Genomic DNA, 18,090 nt, shown 5'->3' on the forward strand with positions numbered 1-18,090 from the left:
CCGCCGTCCTGGGGTGTACGGACCGGCGCTGTCCCGGCCCCGCCCCGCCCAGTCAAGCAGGGGCGGGGCGGGGCCGCAGATGAGGGCACCGCACACCCGCCCTTTCGGGGGAGCGGGTCACGCGGGGTCCGGAACGGTGGGGTTGGTGGGGTTGGTGGGTGCGACGGGGGTGCTGGGCTTGGGGATGTCGGGGGCCGGGGCGTACTGGGCCGCCTGTGTGTCGAACATGGCGGCGTACCGGCCGCCCGTGGCGATGAGTTCGTCGTGTGTGCCGTGCTCCACGAGACGCCCGCCGCCGAGCACGTAGATACGGTCGGCGTGGCGGACACCGGACATGCGGTGGGTGACAAGGACGACGGCACGGTGTGGGGCGGCCAGGCGCCGGATGCGGTCGAATGCTTCGATCTCGGCTTCGGGGTCGAGGGCGGAGGTGGGTTCGTCGACGATGAGGACACCGTCCGTCCCTGCCGTCGAACTGCGCCAGTGGGTGCGTGCGAGCCCCACCTTCTGCCACTCGCCGCCGGAGAGTTCGATGGCTCCGCGGAACATGCGCCCCAGCATGCTGTCCAGACCGTTGGGGAGTTTGGAGGTGACGGAACCCGCTCCGGCGTAGTCGACGGATGTCTGCAGGTCGCGGGGCGAGGAGGCATGGCCGGGACGGCCGATGCGGATGTTCATCGCGGCGGTCACGGGCCACCGCTGGAAGTCCTGTGTGAGGAGCGATACACGGTCGAAGACCTGCGCACGGTCCAGTTCGGTGATGTCGGCCGCTCCCCACCTCACGGTCCCGGCGTGTGGGAGGAGCAGACCCGAGAGGATCTTCATCAGGGTGCTCTTCCCGGAACCGTTCTCGCCGACCACGGCGGTGACCGCCCCCATGGGGAAGGCCAGCGTCACGTCGTCGAGGGCCGGTGTGTCGCGGTCGGGATACCGGTAGGTGACGTGGTCGAGGGAGACCTGGCCGACCTGGGCGGGTACCGGGCCGCCGGTCCGCGGGATGCCCCGCCGTGCGGCCTCGACGAGGAACTGTCCGTGGTCCCTGACGTAGAGGGACTCCTCGTGCAACTGGTTGACGTTCATCACCAGGGCGCCGAGGCTCGCGGATCCGGTCCGCACCGCGATCACGGCGGTGCCCGCGACGGCGAGGCTCATGTGACCGGCCATGATCAGCCAGATCATGGTCCCGTAGGTGGCGGCCATCGCCAGGCCCGACAGCGCGGAGGCGAACCATTCGGTGACCGCCTTGTTCGACGCCAGGCGTTCCTGTTCGGCTTCCGCGCTCGTGGCCATGCTCCGGTATCGGTCGAGGAGGAAGGGACCGACGGCATGGATGCGTACTTCCTGTGCCGCCGTCCGTTCGGTGAGCAGACTGCCGATCAGCCGGCTGGCCCTCAGGTGTTCGACCCAGCTCATCATGGACACATAGCGTTCCTGCGCCACCCTCATGGTCCCCCAGCCCCGGGGTGCCGCGATGACGAGCAGCATGGGAAGCAGCGCCGGGTGCAGCACGGTCAGGACCCCGGCGGTGGCGATCAGCGAGATGCCGCTGTTCAGCGCCGAGACACAGGCTCCGATCATGCGCCGTGCGGAGGCGGGTCCGTACTGGGCGATGTCGAGGAGGCGGCGGAAGTCCGGATCATCGATGGCTTCGAGCTCGACGGCGGTCGCCGCCGCCAGATACTGCGTGGTGGCGGTTCGCTCGACCTTGGGCTCCAGGCGCCCCGCCCTGGATGTCGACCAGCCGGCCAGGGCGGAGTTCACCACGGCGACGGCCGCGGCGGCCACCAGACCGGGCAGCAGGGCGTGCAGTCGGCCGACGGCGTCTCCGGCTCCCAGGAGCGCGTGCATGACCGCGTTGACGGCGAGCAGGCCCACCGCGGCGGCGACGCCCTGGCCGAGCTCGCTGACCGCCACCGCCGACAGCGCGCGTCGGTCCGCGCTCCAGGCCATCCGCAGCGTGGCACCGATCAGGGCGGGCATCTGACGGAGTGCCGAGCGCATGGTCAGGTCCAGGTTCGCGTGCTCGTGCCGGGCCCAGCCGGTGTCGTAGCGCAGCGGCCCGCCGAAGAGTTCGCGCTCCGCATCCGAGATCTGAGGCTCCGCCATGCGGACCTTGCCGAGGAACCGCTTCACTCGCGGCCTCCCTTCTGATCCCGGCTCGCGCTCCGGTGGGACGGACCGTGGTCGGGCGGTCGGGGGACGGCGGAAGGGTGGGGCCGGGCGGTCGGCCGGGGTTTCCCGTCGGCGGTGTGGACGGCGGTGGCATTTTCGAACGCAGGGTGTAAGGGCACAGAGCGGTGTACGGGATGCATCGGGCCTCCTCGGAACGAAATGCGGACAGGTGATCGGGTAACGATGGTTCTTCTGTCGCCGTAACGGGTGAGGGCGGGCGATTCCTCGAACTGGATTCCGACTGATGGGGATTCGGCGTGTGACAGCAGGGTGCGGCGGGCCGTGATGCTGTGTTCGATCAATCGTGTGGGTCGCGGTAACCCTGGAGGAGGATGCCGAGTGCCGTCTGATCGGTCATGCATGGCACGACCGAGCGGCCTCGTGCGGACGGCGTCGTGAGGGGCGCACTTCGGGGGAGAAGGCGCGGGTGCCGGGGCAAGGCTCGGGCGGCGATCGGACCTGCCGCGGAGGCCGACCGGATGTCCGGGCTCCGGGGACACCGGCGACCCGGCGAATGGCGGCCCGTCGCGTCGGCCTCGGCTGGACCGTCAACCTCGGTAACCTTCGCTCCTCGTCCTCCTGGTGGTCTTCGTGGACGCTTTCCGAGCGATTCGGCACTCCTGCCCATCGAAACATCGGAGACAGGGACTCCGACGTGACGTCGGCCGATGGCTCGGGCGCTCATCGCCTGACGGTCACCCTCGGTTACTATGCTCACTTCATGCCGGAAGCAGGCAGCATGGGGCGCGGCGCCGTCGACGGTCCGATCGGGGCGGGGAGACCGGCTCGCCGGCCGGGGCTCCACGGATTCCCCTCGTCGTCGACCGGTGATGCCCGCCTCCAGGCCCCGGAGAAGTCGTCCGTGGATTGCAAGGTCGAAGAGAATGGGTGGCCTGAGAAAGTGCTGGAAGAGGTCGTAGCAACCCGCTATGTCACGCCTCTGCGTGAGGGCGGATCGCTCCCCGGGATCGTCGAGGCCGACGATCTCGGCACGTACGTCATGAAGTTCACCGGGGCCGGGCAGGGGCGCAAGACGCTGGTGGCCGAGGTCATCTGCGGGGAGCTCGGCCGGAGGCTCGGGCTGCGTGTCCCGGAGCTGGTGACGATCGAGCTCGACCCCGTCATCGGGCTCGCCGAGCCGGACCAGGAGGTGCAGGAGCTCCTCAAGGCCAGCGCCGGGCTGAATCTCGGGATGGACTACCTGCCCGGCTCGATCGGCTTCGACCCCCTCGCCTACGAGGTCTCCGCGGCGGAGGCGGGGAGGGTGGTCTGGTTCGACGCCCTGATCAACAACGTGGACCGGTCCTGGCGGAACCCCAACATGCTCGTATGGCACGGCGAGCCCTGGCTGATCGACCACGGCGCCACCATGATCTGGCACCACAACTGGCCCGGAGCGCAGGCCTCCGCGGCCAAGCCTTACAACGCCTCCGACCATGTCCTCGCGCCTTTCGGACCCGACATCGCCACCGCGGCGGCCGAGCTCGCCCCGCTCGTCACGGAGGCACTGCTCGCCGAGGTGACGGCGCAGGTCCCCGACGCCTGGCTGGAGGGCGAGCCGGGATTCGAGACCACCGACCAGTTGCGCAGGGCATACGTGGAGCCGCTGCTGGCCCGCGCCGAGGGCATTCACCGGCGCATCGTCCTTGAAGGGCCGTCGAAGCCCCGTCCCTCCCAGGTCCCGGGGTGGCTCACCGATCACCTGGCGGCCTGGCCCCACCCCACCAGGAAGGACCGCGAGACGCGGACAGGCGTGGCGCGAGACGGCAAGGGCGGCGACCGATGAGCGGGCGAGATGTCTTCGAGTACGCGGTACTCCGCGTCGTTCCCCGCGTCGAGCGCGGCGAGTGCTTCAACGCGGGGGTGCTCGTCTACTGCCGGGCGAAGTCGTTCGTCGCCGCACGGACGCACCTGGACGAGGGCAAGCTCATGGCGCTGGATCCGCAGGCCGACGTGCGCGGTGTGCGGGCGGCGCTGCGCGCCGTGGAAGGCGTCTGCGGCGGCGGTGAGGCGGCGGGGCAGGCGGCAGGCGACGACGCGGGCAGGCGCTTTCGCTGGCTGATCGCGCCGCGATCCACGGTCGTCCAGCCGGGCGTGGTGCACAGCGGTCTGACCGCCGACCCGGAGGCCGAGGTCGAGCGGCTCTTCGACCTGATGGTGCGCTGAATCCCTGTCGGCTCCGCCTTCCCCGGCCGTACGGCGGGCGGAGCCGACAGGTGTGACATACGCCCGTACACCCGTGGGCCGTTGACACCGGGTGCCAGGGCTTCTAGCGTCTCGTCTGCTGAAGGTACTAAGCGGTTGCTCAGTTATCGGGAACTTCCTGACGTCCGCTGAGCCGCGATCCAAGGGCGAGGAGAACCAAGCATGTCCACCACCGAGCAGCGCGTCGCCATCGTGACGGGAGCGGCACGGGGCATCGGCGCCGCCACCGCCGTACGTCTGGCGGCCGAGGGCCGCGCCGTAGCCGTACTCGACCTCGACGAGGCGGCGTGCAAGGACACGGTCGAGAAGATCACCGCCGCCGGGGGCAAGGCCATCGCCGTCGGCTGCGACGTGTCGGACAGCGCCCAGGTGGAGGCCGCCGTCGCGCGGGTCGCCGCCGAGCTCGGCGCACCGACGATCCTCGTCAACAACGCGGGCGTGCTCCGCGACAACCTGCTCTTCAAGATGAGCGAGTCCGACTGGGACATGGTGATGAACGTCCACCTCAAGGGTGCGTTCCTGATGGCCAAGGCCGTCCAGTCCCACATGGTCGAGGCCAAGTTCGGCCGGATCGTCTCGCTCTCCTCCTCGTCCGCGCTCGGAAACCGCGGTCAGGCGAACTACTCGGCGGTGAAGGCGGGCCTCCAGGGCTTCACCAAGACTCTCGCCAAGGAGCTCGGCAAGTTCGGCGTGACCGCCAACGCCGTGGCGCCCGGCTTCATCGTCACCGAGATGACGGCCCAGACGGCCGCACGGGTCGGCATGGGCTTCGAGGAGTTCCAGGCGGCCGCCGCGACGCAGATCCCGGTGCAGCGCGTGGGGCGTCCCGAGGACATCGCCAACGCGATCGCCTTCTTCACGGGTGAGGACGCGGGCTTCGTGTCCGGCCAGGTCATGTACGTCGCCGGCGGACCGCTCAACTGACCCCGGAAGGGCTGCGGACAACATGACTGTGCAGGACAGTGGCAAGGTCGCGCTGATCACCGGTGCGAGCCGGGGCATCGGGTACGGCATCGCCGAGGCGTTCGTCGCCCGGGGCGACCGCGTCGTGATCACCGGCCGCGGCGAGGACGCCCTCAAGGAGGCCGTCGAGAAGCTCGGCGCCGACCGTGCCGTCGCAATCGCGGGCAAGGCCCACGACGAGGCCCACCAGGCTGCCGCGGTGGAGCGCGCCATGGAGTCGTTCGGACGGGTCGACTACCTGGTCAACAACGCCGGTACCAACCCGGTCTTCGGGCCGATGGCCGAGCTCGACCTCAACGTCGCCCGCAAGGTCTACGAGACCAACGTGATCTCGGCGCTCGGGTTCGCCCAGCAGACCTGGAAGGCGTGGCAGCGGGAGAACGGCGGTGCGATCGTCAACATCGCCTCGGTCGCGGGTGTCTCCGCGTCGCCGTTCATCGGCGCCTACGGGATGAGCAAGGCCGCCATGGTCAACCTGACCCTCCAGCTGGCGCACGAATTCGCGCCGGTCGTGCGGGTCAACGCGATCGCGCCGGCCGTGGTGAAGACGAAGTTCGCGGAGGCGCTGTACGAGGGCCGGGAGGCCGAGGCCGCCGCCGCCTATCCGCTGGGGCGTCTGGGTGTTCCCGAGGACATCGGGGGCGCGGCCGCGTTCCTCACCTCCGGGCAGTCCGAGTGGGTCACGGGGCAGACGCTCGTCGTCGACGGCGGTATTTTCCTGAACGCCGGCGTCGCCTGAGGTAGGACTGCGTCGGTTTGGTCCTGATTGAGTCAAGTGCCCCGCCGGGCCTGCGGATTGCTCCGGCGGGGCACTGCGATATGGTCTGCCGACCCACGGCTGATCGAGGAGCGTGCACGTGTTCTACCGGGCCGGCCTGCAGGTTGCTGCAGCCCTTGCTTCCCTCTCTGTGCTGACCGGTTGCGGTCTGCTGTCCGACAGCAGCTCGGAAGTCGATCAGAAGATATCGGTCGGAACGACGAGTTCGCCCTCGACCCTCGATCCCGCGGCCGCCTGGGACGGTTCCTGGGAGCTGATGAGGAACGTCTTCCAGACCCTCGTCAGCTTCCCGACCGGCAGCACGAGCCCGGATCCCGACGCGGCGGAGGAATGCCGGTTCACCGATGCCACGAGCATGGCGTACCGGTGCAAACTGCGCTCCGGACTGACGTTCTCCAACGGTGAGAAGGTCGACGCCGAGGCGGTGAAGTACTCCATCGACCGCATATCGAAGATCAAGGTCAAGGGTGGTCCCGCCGGCCTCCTCGGATCTCTCGACCGGGTGGAGACCAAGGGCGACGACACGGTCATCTTCCACCTCTCCAAGGCCGACGCGACCTTCCCGTTCATCCTGGCGACCCCGGCGATGTCGCTCGTCGCCCCCGGCGACTACCCGGCGGACCGGGTCCGCGACGACGGCAAGGTCACCGGATCGGGACCTTACGTCCTGGATTCGTACGAGCCGGGCAAGCAGGCGCAGCTGACCAGGAACCCCGGCTACAAGGGGTTCGCGAAGCGTAAGAACGACGCGGTCACGATCCACTACTTCGACGACTCCGCCCGCATGGTCGACGCGTTGAAGAAGAAGGAGATCGACGCCACCTACCGCGGTCTGACCGCCGAGGAGGTCATCGGTCTGGAGGACAACAAGAAGGACAACAACGGCCTTCAGGTCGTCGAGTCCACCGGGGCAGACATCCGCTTCCTCGTCTTCAACCCCAAGGACCCGGCGGCCGGGAAGCCCGCCGTCCGCCAGGCCATCGCCCAGCTCGTGGACCGCGACGCCCTGGTCGCCAAGGTCTACCGGGGCACCGCCGAACCGCTCTACTCGATGGTCCCCAAGGGCATCGCCGGGCACGCGACCAGCTTCTTCGACACCTACGGTGACCCGGACGTCGGCAAGGCGAGGGCGATACTCTCCGACGCGGGCATCACCGCGCCGGTGAAGATGACCCTGTGGTACACCACGGACCGCTACGGCTCCTCCACCGCCCCCGAGTTCGCCGAGCTGAAGCGCCAGCTCGAGGCGTCCGGCCTCTTCCGGATCACGCTGAAGAGCGCCCCCTGGAAGTCCTTCCAGGAGGGCTTCACCAAGGGCCAGTACCCGGTCTTCGGGCGTGGCTGGTTCCCCGACTTCCCGGACCCGGACAACTTCGTCGCGCCCTTCGTGGGCCAGGAGAGCGTCACCGGCATGCCGTACCTGAACCGTGAGATCACCGACGAGCTGCTGCCCTCCTCCCGTGAGGAGAGCGACCGCGGCGCGGTCTCCCAGCAGTTCAAGCGAGCCCAGGAGATCCTCGTCAAGGACGTGCGCCTGCTGCCCCTGTGGCAGGGCAAGCTCTACGTCGCGTCGAGGGAGGACATAGGCGGCGGTGAGCGGGCTCTCGACCCCCAGACGGTCATGCAGATGTGGGAGCTGTACCGCAAGACCAGCTGGTAGGAGGGTTGCGGCGGGCCGGTCCGGTGTCGATGTCAGTGGCTCCCGGTAGGTTCTGTGGACAAGAACCGATTGCTTACCGGAGGTTGTGGACGTGACCGACACCGACCTGCTGCCCGAATCCTGGCGCGGCGTACTCGGCGAAGAGCTTCAGAAGCCCTACTTCGAGGAGCTCACCGACTTCGTCGAGAAGGAGCGGGCCGAAGGGCCGGTGTACCCGCCGCGTGACCAGGTCTTCGCCGCCCTGGAGGCCACCCCCTACGACCAGGTCAAGGTGCTGGTCCTCGGCCAGGACCCGTACCACGGCGAGGGCCAGGGACACGGGCTCTGCTTCTCGGTCAGGCCCGGGGTCAAAACACCCCCCTCGCTGCGCAACATCTACAAGGAGATGAACGACGAGCTCGGCCTGCCCGTCCCGGACAACGGATATCTGATGCCGTGGGCCGGGCAGGGCGTTCTCCTGCTCAACGCCGTGCTCACGGTCCGCGGTGGCCAGGCCAACTCGCACAAGGGCAAGGGCTGGGAGAAGTTCACCGACGCGGTGATCCGTGCGGTGGCCGAGCGGCCCGACCCGGCTGTCTTCGTGCTCTGGGGGAACTACGCCCAGAAGAAGATTCCCCTGATCGACCAGGACCGTCACGTGGTGGTCAAGGGCGCGCACCCCTCCCCGCTGTCCGCCAAGAAGTGGTTCGGCTCCCGTCCCTTCACGCAGATCAACGCCGCGGTCGCCGCCCAGGGGCACGAGCCCATCGACTGGCGGATCCCGGACCTGGGCGAGCAGGTGACCCGGCCGGCGGCCGAGGCCCGCGCCTGAGCCTGATTCCCGGTGCCTGCGGCTAGCGTCTGAGCGACCGGAACAGGCCGGGCGTTGACCAGGGAGACCTCTGACGTGGAGCAGCGGGAGATGTCGGGGGACACCGTCATGACCAGGATCGGTCAGGCGATCATGCTGCTCCACGCCGGGGACCGGGAGGAAGCCCGGAACCGGTTCGGGGCCCTCTGGTCGGAGATCGGGGAGTGCGGCGACGCCCTGCACCGCTGCACCCTCGCGCATTACATGGCGGACACCCAGGACGATCCCGGGGACGAGCTGGCATGGGACCTGAGGGCGCTGACGGCGGCGGAGGCCCCCACAGGTGGCCCGGCGGCCGAACGGGACGCGTCCGCCGTGCGGGCGCTCGTGCCCCTGCTGCATCTCAACCTCGCGGCGGACTACGTCAAGCTCCAGCGTTTCGAGGCGGCCGGTATCCATCTGGACCGTGCGTGGGGGACGGCGGGGGTGCTGGAGGACGACGGTTACGGCGATACGGTCCGCGCGTTCCTCGGGCGGATGGAGCAGCGGCTCCGGGGCGGCACGCCCGACGGATGAACGGCTGACGCGGCTCTCGTCCACCCCGGCCGTGGCCCTCCGCGCCCGGCCTGATGTCCGCCGCCTCCTGCCTCGGCCCGGGGATCGTCCTGCGCACGTTCGACGGCAATCTCCGACCGGGAGCCGCCGCGGCGCACGTATGCTGCCGTGACCAGGGGGAGCAGAGGACACGACCGTGAAAAGCCCCTGGTCAAGGCGACAGGGAGAACCTCGTGAAGGTCGGCTGCATCGGACTCGGCGACATCGCTCAGAAGGCGTACCTGCCGGTACTCACGGCACTGCCCGGTGTGGAACTGCACCTCCAGACCCGCACCCCGGCAACGCTCGAAGCCGTCGGCGCGGCGCACCGGATCCCCCCGGCGCACCGTCACCAGGACCTCACCACGCTTCTCGGGCAAGGCCTGGACGCGGCGTTCGTGCACGCACCGACCGCCGCGCACGCCGAGATCGTGGGCAGGCTGCTGGAGGCGGGTGTCCCCACCTACGTGGACAAGCCGCTCGCATACGAACTCCACGACTCCGAGCGGCTGGTGACCCTCGCGGAGGAACGGGGCACCGGTCTCGCCGTGGGTTTCAACCGCAGGCTCGCGCCCGCCTACGCACAGTGCGCCGAGCACCCGCGTGACCTCATCCTCCTGCAGAAGAACAGGGTGGGGCTCCCGGAGGATCCGAGGACCATGGTGCTCGACGACTTCATCCACGTCGTCGACACCCTGCGATTCCTCGCCCCCGGCCCGGTGTCCGACGTCGTCGTGCGAGCGAGGATCGCCGACGGCCTCATGCACCACGTGGTCCTGCAGCTGTCCGGTGACGGATTCACGGCGATCGGCATGATGAACCGGCTCAACGGGTCGACCGAGGAGGTACTCGAAGTCTCGGGGCAGGACTCCAAGAGGCAGATCCTGAATCTCTCGGACGTCGTCGACCACAAGGGTCAGCCGACCCTGCGCCGGCGCGGGGACTGGGTGCCGGTCGCCCGGCAGCGGGGCATCGAGCAGAGCGTGCTGTCCTTCCTGGACGCCGTGCGGGCAGGGACGGTGCTCAGCGCGCAGGACGCCCTGGAGACCCACCGGCTGTGCGAGCGGATCCTTCTGGAGGCCTCGGAGCGGGCGTCCTGACGGCCCGCACACCCGCGGCTCCGAAGAACACGGCCAGGACCGCCAGCGCGCCGTACACCGGCCAGGCACCCAGCCGGACGTAGAGGGTGGTCCCGCGGCTGAGCGGCATGTCGTAGACGGCCGCCCCGGCCGTGTCGGTACCGAGCGGCGCGCCCACCCGCTCCCCCCGCGGGCCGTACGCCGCGCTCACGCCGGTGAGGGTGGCGTGCACCATGGGGCGGCCGGTCTCGGCGGCACGCAGGGCGGCCAGCGACGCGTGCTGCGCGGGTGCCCAGCTGTGCTGGAAGGTGGAGGTCGAGGACTGCGCCACCAGCAGCTGCGCGCCGTCCCTCACCAGCTGCCTGCTCATGTCGGGGAAGGCGGACTCGAAGCACACCAGCGGGCCGACGCGCAGGCCGTCGGCCCCCGGCACGTCCATCACCACCGGCGCGGTGCCGCGCAGCCGGTCCTCGCCCGCCGCCTTTCCCACCGAGGTCGCCCAGCCGAGCACCCCGCGGGCCGGCACGTACTCACCGAACGGCACCAGCCGCATCTTGTCGTAGCGGTCACCGGTCGGACCCTGCGGGCCCACCAGTACGGCGGACTTGTAGATACCCGCGCTGTGGGGCCCCTCCGTACGCCGGGCGTCCATGTTGACCAGCAGGTCCGCCCCGACCAGACGCGACAGCGCCGCGAGCCGGTCCGCGGTGCCGGGGCTCCGGGACAGGTCGACGCCCACGCTGCTCTCACCCCAGACGACGAGGTCCACCTCACGGCCGGCCAGTTCGCGGGTCAGCTGCTCACTGCGGGCGAACCGGCGCTCCACGCTGCCGGGGCCGTCGACCACGCCCGGCTGGACGACCGCGATCCTCGTCCTGCCGGTCTCCTCGGGGCGCGGCGCCCACACGGCGATCACACCCACGGCGACCGCGCCCGCCACCACACAGGCCCCCGCCGCGCGCCGGGCCGCGGGCAGCGCGATCAGTACGGTGAGCACGGTGTTCACCGCCACCACACCCAGACTGAGCAGCCACACCCCGCCCACCGAAGCGGTGCGCAGCGCGAGCGGGACCTGCCACTGGCTCGCGCCCAGCAGACCCCAGGGCCCACCGAGCCCTTCCCAGGAGCGGACGAGCTCGATCATCAGCCATCCCGAGGGCACCACGGCGATCGCGGCCACCGCACGCGGGACCGACGGTGAGCCGCTCAGCAGCCGGGACACCAGCAGACCCCAGGGTGCCCACAGAAGCCCCAGCAGGGCCGCGAGCACCAGGATGAACACGTGCAGGCTCGGCATCAGCCAGTGGTGCACGGCGAGCATGAAGCCGGTGCCCCCGAGCCAGCCGTCCACCGCCGCGCGACGCCCGGTGCCGGCCGACCGGATCAGCAGCAGCCAGGGCACCAGCGCCACGAACGCGAACCACCAGAGGGCGGGCGCCGGGAACGCCAGGGCGGGCAGCGCCCCCGCGCACAGAGCGGTGGCTCCGCGGCCGACCCGGGAACGCAGCAGCCGTTCGTACGGCCGCCCGTCGTCCCCGCCGGCCCGAACGCCGGATCGCCGCCCGCCCCACATCGGCATGCGTGCCCTCCTCGCCCTTCGTCCGTCCGTTCCCAGTGTGGTCCAGAAGATCAGCAGCGCACAGGGGGCGTGCCGCCGTCACCGGGGCCGGTACCCCGGAGGCGGGCGGCGAAGCCGCCTACGTCCCGGACGGGCGATCAGGCGGGGACGACGGCCACCGGGCCGAGGGCGTGGGTCACGGTCGTCTGCGCCACGGGGGAGAGACCGAGTCCGAGGGCCTCACCGCCCTTGCGCCGCCCGACGACGGTCAACGCGGCCGTCGCCGAAGCGGTGACCAGGGTCCGTGACGCCGAGCCCCGCACCGGCTCGCGCACGACCTGCACCTCCGGATGGCTCTCGCCCCGGCCCGCGGTGAGCTCGGCGAGCGCCAGGTCGGCGGAGGCCGATGCAGCCTCACTGTCGAAGACGGGGCCTCCCGACAGCAGCGACGAGAACATCGTCCATCCGTGCACCACCCTCAGCCGTGCGCCGGGACGAGAGGCCGCCGCCTCGAAGGCGAAATCCAGGACCGCCCCACTGCTCTCGTCCGCCGCCACCCCCGCCACGACGTCCTTCGCGGACTCCGGAGAACCGCCCGCGTCCTCGTCGCTCCGGCCGGTGCGCACCACGACCACGGGACAGTGCGCCATGGAGGCGGTTGCCAGGCTGTTCGAACCGATCATCAGGGCCCGGAATCCGCCGAGACCACGGGATCCCACCACGACCATGGAGGCGTCCCGGCTGAGCGAGGTGAGCGCGGCCGAGGGGAAGTCCAGCGGAGCCAGGGTCGAGACGGGGAGCCCGGGAGCGGACCGCGAGGTACGTGCCACGGCCTCGCCGAGCAGTTCCTCGGCCTCCCGCACATCGCTCTCCGCGACCGTACGCCCGGTGTACGGACGCACATGCACGATGACCAACTGCAACCCCCGGCGCAGCCCCTCGGCGGCGGCCCAGTCGAGTGCCTCCCATCCGTGGGTGGAGCCGTCCACCGCCGCGATGACAGGAAGGTCGTCGGCGCTCATACGGGCCTCCTGGGCGATCGAGGGAACTCCCGGGCCGGGTCGAAAAGCCCGGAAAGGTGATTATCGCCCGATCGCATCCCGGAAGCCCGGCGGGCCTCACCGCAGCGGTCCGCAGTCTGTGCAGGGGACGTAACCACGCCTGATCGTCCGGTGTGACACCCGGGAAACGGACGTTTCCTACCTTCGTGGTACCACCGCTCCTCGGGAAGGGACTCCATGAACGCACCGGATCCGCAGCCGGACGCTCCCTCCCGGACGCGGACGGTCTGTTCGTACTGCGGCGTCGGCTGCGGCATCGTCCTCGACATCGGCAGCGGGCCGGACGGCCGCCGGAAGGTCCTGAAGGCCACGGGCGACAAGGACCACCCCACCAACGGCGGCAGGCTCTGCACCAAGGGAGCGACGAGCGCCGAGATGCTCGCCGCGCCCGGCCGGCTCACCACGGCTCTGGTACGGGCCGACCGCAGCGAGGAGCCCGCGGCGCTGTCCACGGAGGCCGCGGTCAAGGAGACCGCGAGGCGGCTGCGCGCGATCGTCGACGAGCACGGGCCCGACGCGCTCGCGCTCTACGTCTCCGGGCAGATGACGCTGGAGGCGCAGTACCTGGCCAACAAGCTCGCCAAGGGCTTCGTCCGCACCAGCTGGATCGAGTCGAACTCCAGGCTCTGCATGGCCGGCGCGGGCAGCGGCTACAAGCTCTCGCTCGGCGCCGACGGCCCGCCCGGTTCGTACGAGGACTTCGACCACGCCGACACCTTCCTCGTCATCGGCTCGAACATGGCGGACTGCCACCCGATCCTCTTCCTCCGCCTCATGGAACGGGTGAAGGCCGGGGCCCGGCTGATCGTCGTGGACCCCCGGCGCACCGCCACCGCCGAGAAGGCCGGTCTCTTCCTGCCCGTCCGCCCGGGTACGGACCTGGCCCTGCTCAACGGCCTGTTGCACCTCCTCGTGGAGAACGGCCACACCGACCCGGAGTTCATCGCCGAGCACACCGAGGGCTGGGAGGCGATGCCCGCGTTCCTGCGGGACTACCCGCCCGCCGTGGTCGCGGAGATCACCGGCGTCCCCGAGGAAGACATCCGCCTCGCCGCCCGGTGGATCGGGGAGGCGGGGGAGTGGATGAGCTGCTGGACGATGGGCCTCAACCAGAGCACCCACGGCACCTGGAACACCAATGCCCTGATCAACCTCCACCTGGCCACGGGCGCCCTCTGCAGGCCCGGCAGCGGCCCCTTCTCGCTCACCGGCCAGCCGAACGCGATGGGCGGCCGGGAGATGGGCTACATGGGCCCAGGACTCCCCGGCCAGCGAGTCCTCGGGGCGGAGGACGACCGAGCCCACATCGAGGAGCTGTGGGGTCTGGAGCCCGGAACCCTGCGTACGGACGCCCCGGGTGCCGGGACGGTCGACATGTTCCGGCGGATGTCGGAAGGCGCGATCAAGGCCTGCTGGATCATCTGCACCAACCCGGTGGCCTCCGTCGCCAACCGGCGCACCGTCATCGAGGGGCTGGAGGCGGCCGATTTCGTCGTCACCCAGGACGTGTTCGCCGACACCGAGACCAACGCCTACGCCGATGTGACCCTGCCTGCCGCACTCTGGGCCGAGGCCGAGGGCGTCATGATCAACTCCGAGCGCAATCTGACCCTCGCCACCAGGGCCCTCGATCCCCCGGGCGAGGCCTGGCCGGACTGGCGGATCATCGCCGAGATCGCCTGCGAGATGGGGTACGAGGACGCCTTCCGCTACGACAGCGCCGAGGAGGTCTTCGAGGAGCTCAAGCGCGCCCACAACCCCAAGACCGGCTACGACCTGCGGGGAGTCAGCTACGAGCGGCTGCGCCGCACCCCCGTGCAGTGGCCGAGCGCATCCCCCGACGGCCCGGCCCGGAACCCGGTGCGCTACCTCAACGACGGAGTCAGCCAGACTCTGGCCGTACGCCCCGACGGGAGCGTCCCCCGGCTGGCCTTCCCCACGGCGAGCCGCCGCGCGATTTTCCACGCCCGCCCGCACATGCCGGCGGCCGAGCTGCCCGACGACGACTTCCCCTTCGTGCTCAACACCGGCCGTCTGCAGCACCAGTGGCACACCCTGACCAAGACGGGGAAGGTGGCCAAGCTCACCAAGCTCAACCCCGGCCCGTTCGTGGAGATCAACCCGCGGGACGCCGCCGCCCTCGCGATCGTGGAAGGGGACTCGGTCGAGGTGGCATCGCGTCGCGGCAGGGCCGTGCTCCCCGCCGTGGTGACCGACCGAGTGAGGCCCGGCGACTGCTTCGCGCCCTTCCATTGGAACGACCTCTTCGGCGAGTACCTCAGCGTGAACGCCGTCACCAACGACGCCGTGGACCCGGTCTCCCTCCAGCCCGAGTTCAAGGTCTGCGCGGTGACCCTCGCCAAGGTCGCGGCCGTCGAACCCGTACCCGTCCCGCTGCCCGCGGCCGAGGTTCCTGCCCTGGTGGACGCCACCGCGTCACCCTCCCCGTCCGCCGAAGTGTTCGGCATCGTGGACACGGCCCCTCCCGTCCTCACCGGCACCGAACGCCGCTATCTGTCCGGCTTCCTCGCGGGCCTGGCCACGCGGCCGGTGGACGGCGCCCCGGTACTGCCCGGAAACGCGCCCTTCCACCCGGATCACGCCCTGTGGGTCAACGGGGTGCTGGCAGGGATGTACGCCCGGCCCGCCGACCATGGGGAGGCGCAGACCCCGGTGAGGGGGGACCGGCCGGCACGCGAGGTCGTCGTCCTGTGGGCCTCGCAGACCGGCAACGCCGAGGAGGTCGCCGCCGAGGCGGCACGACGGCTGATCGCCGAGGGCCGCGCGGCCACCCTCGTCGAGATGGACGAGCGACCGCTCGACGGACTTCCGCGCACGGCCGACCTCCTCGTGGTCACCAGCACGTTCGGGGACGGTGACGCCCCCGACAACGGCTCAGGGTTCTGGGAATCCCTCAACACCCCCGACACGCCCCGGCTCGACGGCGTCCGCTACGCCGTGCTCGCCCTCGGGGACTCCTCCTACAACGACTTCTGCGGCCACGGAAGACGGCTCGACGAACGCTTCGGCGAACTGGGTGCCCTACGCCTCGTGCCCCGAACGGACTGCGAACCGGACTACGAGGCACAGGCCGGGCGGTGGCTCGACGAGGTCTCCGCCGCGCTGGGAGTTGCCCCGGCCGCCGCCCCCGTGCCGCCCGTCCTCGTGCCGCCCGCCCCCATGGGACCGTCTGCCGCGCCGCCCGTACCGGCCCGTGCGGCGAGGACCGTGACGGGACGGCTCGTGGGCAACGAACTGCTCAGCCTCCCCGGCGCCACCAAGGAAGTGCGGCGGTTCACCTTCGACGCCCAGGACAGCCCCGTCCCCCTGACCTACGACGCGGGCGACGCGCTCGGCGTGGAGGCCCTCAACTGCCCGGGGCTGGTGTCGGAGTGGCTCGCCGTCACCGGTCTGGACCCGGCAGAGCCCGTCGACGTGCAGGGCGTCGGATCCGTCCCCCTCTCCGAGGCACTCCACCGCCACCTGGACATCGCAAGGATCACACCCGGACTGCTGCGACTGGTCGCCGAGCGCACCCGGGACCGCACCCTCAAGAAGCTTCTGCGCCCGGACAACAAGGGCGAACTCGCGCAGTGGACCTGGGGGCGGCAGGCGGTCGACGTCATCGCCGAGCACGCGGTGCGCGCGACCGCCGCCGAGTGGACCGAGACCCTCACCCGCCTGAGGCCGAGGCTCTACTCCATCTCGTCCAGTCCTCTCACGGACCCGGGTCTGGTCAGGCTGACCGTCTCGGTCGTCCGCTACGAGAACCGCCACGGCACCCTCCGCAAGGGCGTGGCCTCCACCTTCCTCGCGGACGCCGAAGAGGGCAGCACCGTCCCGCTCTTCGTCCAGCGAGCCACTCACTTCAGGCCGCCGGCCGACCCCGCGACCCCCATGATCATGGTGGGTCCCGGAACCGGGGTCGCCCCGTTCGTCGGCTTCCTCGGCGAGCGCCGGGCCCTGGGCCACCGGGCGCCCAACTGGCTGTTCTTCGGGGAGCAGCGCGAGGCGACCGACTTCTACTACCGGGACGAGCTCGACGCACTGAGACGGGAAGGCACCCTCACCCGGCTGGACACCGCCTTCTCCCGTGACCAGCGAGCCAAGGTCTACGTCCAGGACAGGATGCGGGAACACGGCGCCCAGCTCTGGTCATGGCTCCAGGACGGTGCCCACTTCTACGTCTGCGGCGACGCCTCCCGGATGGCGAAGGACGTGGACCGTGCCCTGCGCGACATCGCGATGGCCCACGGCGGACTCCAGGAGGACGCCGCCGCCGCGTACGTCAAACAACTGTCCGCCGGTAAGCGGTACGTGCGCGACGTCTACTGAGCTCAGCTCGCCGCGACCGCCGCACCGAAGGCCGGGAGGTAGGCGGACGCGTGGCCCTCGGCCGTCGGGTGGACGTTCGAGCTGCTGATCCACGCGTCGCTCGTGCAGATCTCGTGCCCGGCGAAGGCCGGCCTGCCGTCGGCGAAGGCGAACCCGGCCGCCCTGGCACGGTCCGCGATGGTCTCGTTCAGGAGGTCCGACCCCTGGTTGACGGCCGAGCGCTTCGCGGAGCTGAGGCCGCCCAGGCAGAGACCACCCTCCTTGTAGAGGTGCGGATAGCCGACGATCACGACCTCCGCGTGCGGAGCGCGGGCGCGGACGGTCGCGTAGAGGCCGTCCAGCTCGCCCGGCAGCTCGTTCACGACGTACTCGCCGGCCGTCTCCAGTGCCCGCTCGCATGCCGACTGGGTGGAGTACTGGCAGCTGAGCATGGTCGAGGCGAAACCGGAGTCGTTGCCCCCGATACTCAGGCTCACCAGCGTGGTGTCCGCGTCCAGTTCGCCGATCTGGTCGTCGAGGACATCGGGGATCTTCGCACCGCCGCAGGCGGCGAAGGTGAACGAGGCCGGGTCGTTGGCGTCGGCCCAGAGCGCCGGGTAGGCGTTGCGACTGCGGGTGCACGCCAGATCGGAGTAGTCGCCCGCGCCGGTTCCGGAGGCGTACGAGTCGCCGAGGGCCACGTAGTTCACCCCCGCCGAGGTGGTGGAGGGTGCGGCCGAGGCCGGAACGGCGACCGAGGCGAGGGCGAGGGCGAGGAGGGCGGCGCCGGCCGAACGGGACATGGGCATATGGACTCCCGGTGGTGGGGAAAGCGGGGTGGCTGTCGACGGCCGCCCCACTACCGGGCGACCGCCTCCCAACCTCCCGCCGCCACGCCGCCACGTCATCGGCGAAA

Annotated in this window: 13 protein-coding genes; 9 read left to right on the plus strand and 4 right to left on the minus strand. The window is 70.6% G+C overall.

The annotated features are described in order from the left end of the window. Window positions 1–117: 117 nt before the first annotated feature. Window positions 118–2,133, minus strand: a complete 2,016-nt coding sequence (locus ACGFNN_RS04635; RefSeq protein ID WP_393552973.1) for an ATP-binding cassette domain-containing protein — start codon at window positions 2,131–2,133, stop codon at window positions 118–120. A gap of 940 nt (window positions 2,134–3,073) precedes the next feature. Here ACGFNN_RS04635 and ACGFNN_RS04640 point away from each other — a divergent pair. The 8 genes from ACGFNN_RS04640 to ACGFNN_RS04675 all read left to right on the plus strand — a co-directional run bounded on the left by ACGFNN_RS04640 (window position 3,074) and on the right by ACGFNN_RS04675 (window position 10,262). After that, window positions 3,074–3,958: a HipA family kinase gene (locus tag ACGFNN_RS04640; RefSeq protein ID WP_393554023.1), complete on the plus strand. Its 885-nt coding sequence runs from the start codon at window positions 3,074–3,076 to the stop codon at window positions 3,956–3,958. Continuing rightward, a complete protein-coding gene (locus tag ACGFNN_RS04645) occupies window positions 3,955–4,338 on the plus strand; it encodes a DUF3037 domain-containing protein (protein ID WP_362665117.1) in 384 nt (127 codons plus the stop codon). Before ACGFNN_RS04640 ends, ACGFNN_RS04645 begins: the two co-directional genes overlap by 4 nt. Window positions 4,339–4,539: 201 nt before the next feature. Then, the gene (gene fabG, locus ACGFNN_RS04650; protein ID WP_362665119.1) at window positions 4,540–5,301 is read left to right on the plus strand and encodes a 3-oxoacyl-ACP reductase FabG; all 762 of its coding nucleotides are present in this window, start codon (window positions 4,540–4,542) and stop codon (window positions 5,299–5,301) included. Between the two features lie 22 nt (window positions 5,302–5,323). Next, complete coding sequence (locus ACGFNN_RS04655) at window positions 5,324–6,079, plus strand: SDR family oxidoreductase (RefSeq protein WP_393552974.1); 756 nt, start codon at window positions 5,324–5,326, stop codon at window positions 6,077–6,079. Window positions 6,080–6,197: 118 nt separating this feature from the next. Next, a complete protein-coding gene (locus ACGFNN_RS04660; RefSeq protein ID WP_393552975.1) occupies window positions 6,198–7,778 on the plus strand; it encodes an ABC transporter substrate-binding protein in 1,581 nt (526 codons plus the stop codon). A 91-nt stretch (window positions 7,779–7,869) separates the two neighbouring features. After that, entirely contained in the window at window positions 7,870–8,589 is a 720-nt protein-coding gene (locus tag ACGFNN_RS04665; RefSeq protein ID WP_393552976.1) for a uracil-DNA glycosylase, read from the plus strand. Between the two features lie 75 nt (window positions 8,590–8,664). Further along, a complete protein-coding gene (locus ACGFNN_RS04670) occupies window positions 8,665–9,144 on the plus strand; it encodes a hypothetical protein (protein ID WP_393552977.1) in 480 nt (159 codons plus the stop codon). A gap of 212 nt (window positions 9,145–9,356) precedes the next feature. After that, window positions 9,357–10,262, plus strand: coding sequence for a Gfo/Idh/MocA family protein (locus tag ACGFNN_RS04675; RefSeq protein ID WP_393552978.1), 906 nt, complete (start codon window positions 9,357–9,359; stop codon window positions 10,260–10,262). Here the strand turns inward: ACGFNN_RS04675 and lnt are convergent. Together lnt and ACGFNN_RS04685 are read right to left on the minus strand one after the other, a co-directional pair. Continuing rightward, complete coding sequence (gene lnt / locus ACGFNN_RS04680; protein ID WP_393552979.1) at window positions 10,186–11,820, minus strand: apolipoprotein N-acyltransferase; 1,635 nt, start codon at window positions 11,818–11,820, stop codon at window positions 10,186–10,188. The two genes, ACGFNN_RS04675 and lnt, sit on opposite strands and share 77 nt — an antisense overlap. Before the next feature lie 137 nt (window positions 11,821–11,957). Further along, window positions 11,958–12,821, minus strand: a complete 864-nt coding sequence (locus ACGFNN_RS04685) for a universal stress protein (RefSeq protein WP_393552980.1) — start codon at window positions 12,819–12,821, stop codon at window positions 11,958–11,960. Between the two features lie 216 nt (window positions 12,822–13,037). Here ACGFNN_RS04685 and ACGFNN_RS04690 point away from each other — a divergent pair, with 216 nt between their 5' ends. Next, the gene (locus ACGFNN_RS04690) at window positions 13,038–17,195 is read left to right on the plus strand and encodes a molybdopterin-dependent oxidoreductase (protein ID WP_393552981.1); all 4,158 of its coding nucleotides are present in this window, start codon (window positions 13,038–13,040) and stop codon (window positions 17,193–17,195) included. A 2-nt stretch (window positions 17,196–17,197) separates the two neighbouring features. Here the strand turns inward: ACGFNN_RS04690 and ACGFNN_RS04695 are convergent, their stop codons facing one another. Further along, window positions 17,198–17,977, minus strand: a complete 780-nt coding sequence (locus ACGFNN_RS04695) for an SGNH/GDSL hydrolase family protein (protein WP_393552983.1) — start codon at window positions 17,975–17,977, stop codon at window positions 17,198–17,200. Window positions 17,978–18,090: the final 113 nt, after the last annotated feature.

This window comes from Streptomyces sp. NPDC048590 (assembly GCF_043199535.1).
In the GTDB taxonomy this organism is placed as follows: Bacteria; Actinomycetota; Actinomycetes; order Streptomycetales; family Streptomycetaceae; genus Streptomyces.

Coding starts and splice junctions, on each gene's coding strand:
- ACGFNN_RS04645 (WP_362665117.1), top strand. CDS start 3,955: ATGAGCGGGCGAGATGTCTTCGAGTACGCGGTACTCCGCGTCGTTCCC.
- ACGFNN_RS04655 (WP_393552974.1), top strand. CDS start 5,324: ATGACTGTGCAGGACAGTGGCAAGGTCGCGCTGATCACCGGTGCGAGC.
- ACGFNN_RS04690 (WP_393552981.1), top strand. CDS start 13,038: ATGAACGCACCGGATCCGCAGCCGGACGCTCCCTCCCGGACGCGGACG.
- fabG (WP_362665119.1), top strand. CDS start 4,540: ATGTCCACCACCGAGCAGCGCGTCGCCATCGTGACGGGAGCGGCACGG.
- lnt (WP_393552979.1), bottom strand. CDS start 11,820: ATGCCGATGTGGGGCGGGCGGCGATCCGGCGTTCGGGCCGGCGGGGAC.
- ACGFNN_RS04695 (WP_393552983.1), bottom strand. CDS start 17,977: ATGTCCCGTTCGGCCGGCGCCGCCCTCCTCGCCCTCGCCCTCGCCTCG.
- ACGFNN_RS04685 (WP_393552980.1), bottom strand. CDS start 12,821: ATGAGCGCCGACGACCTTCCTGTCATCGCGGCGGTGGACGGCTCCACC.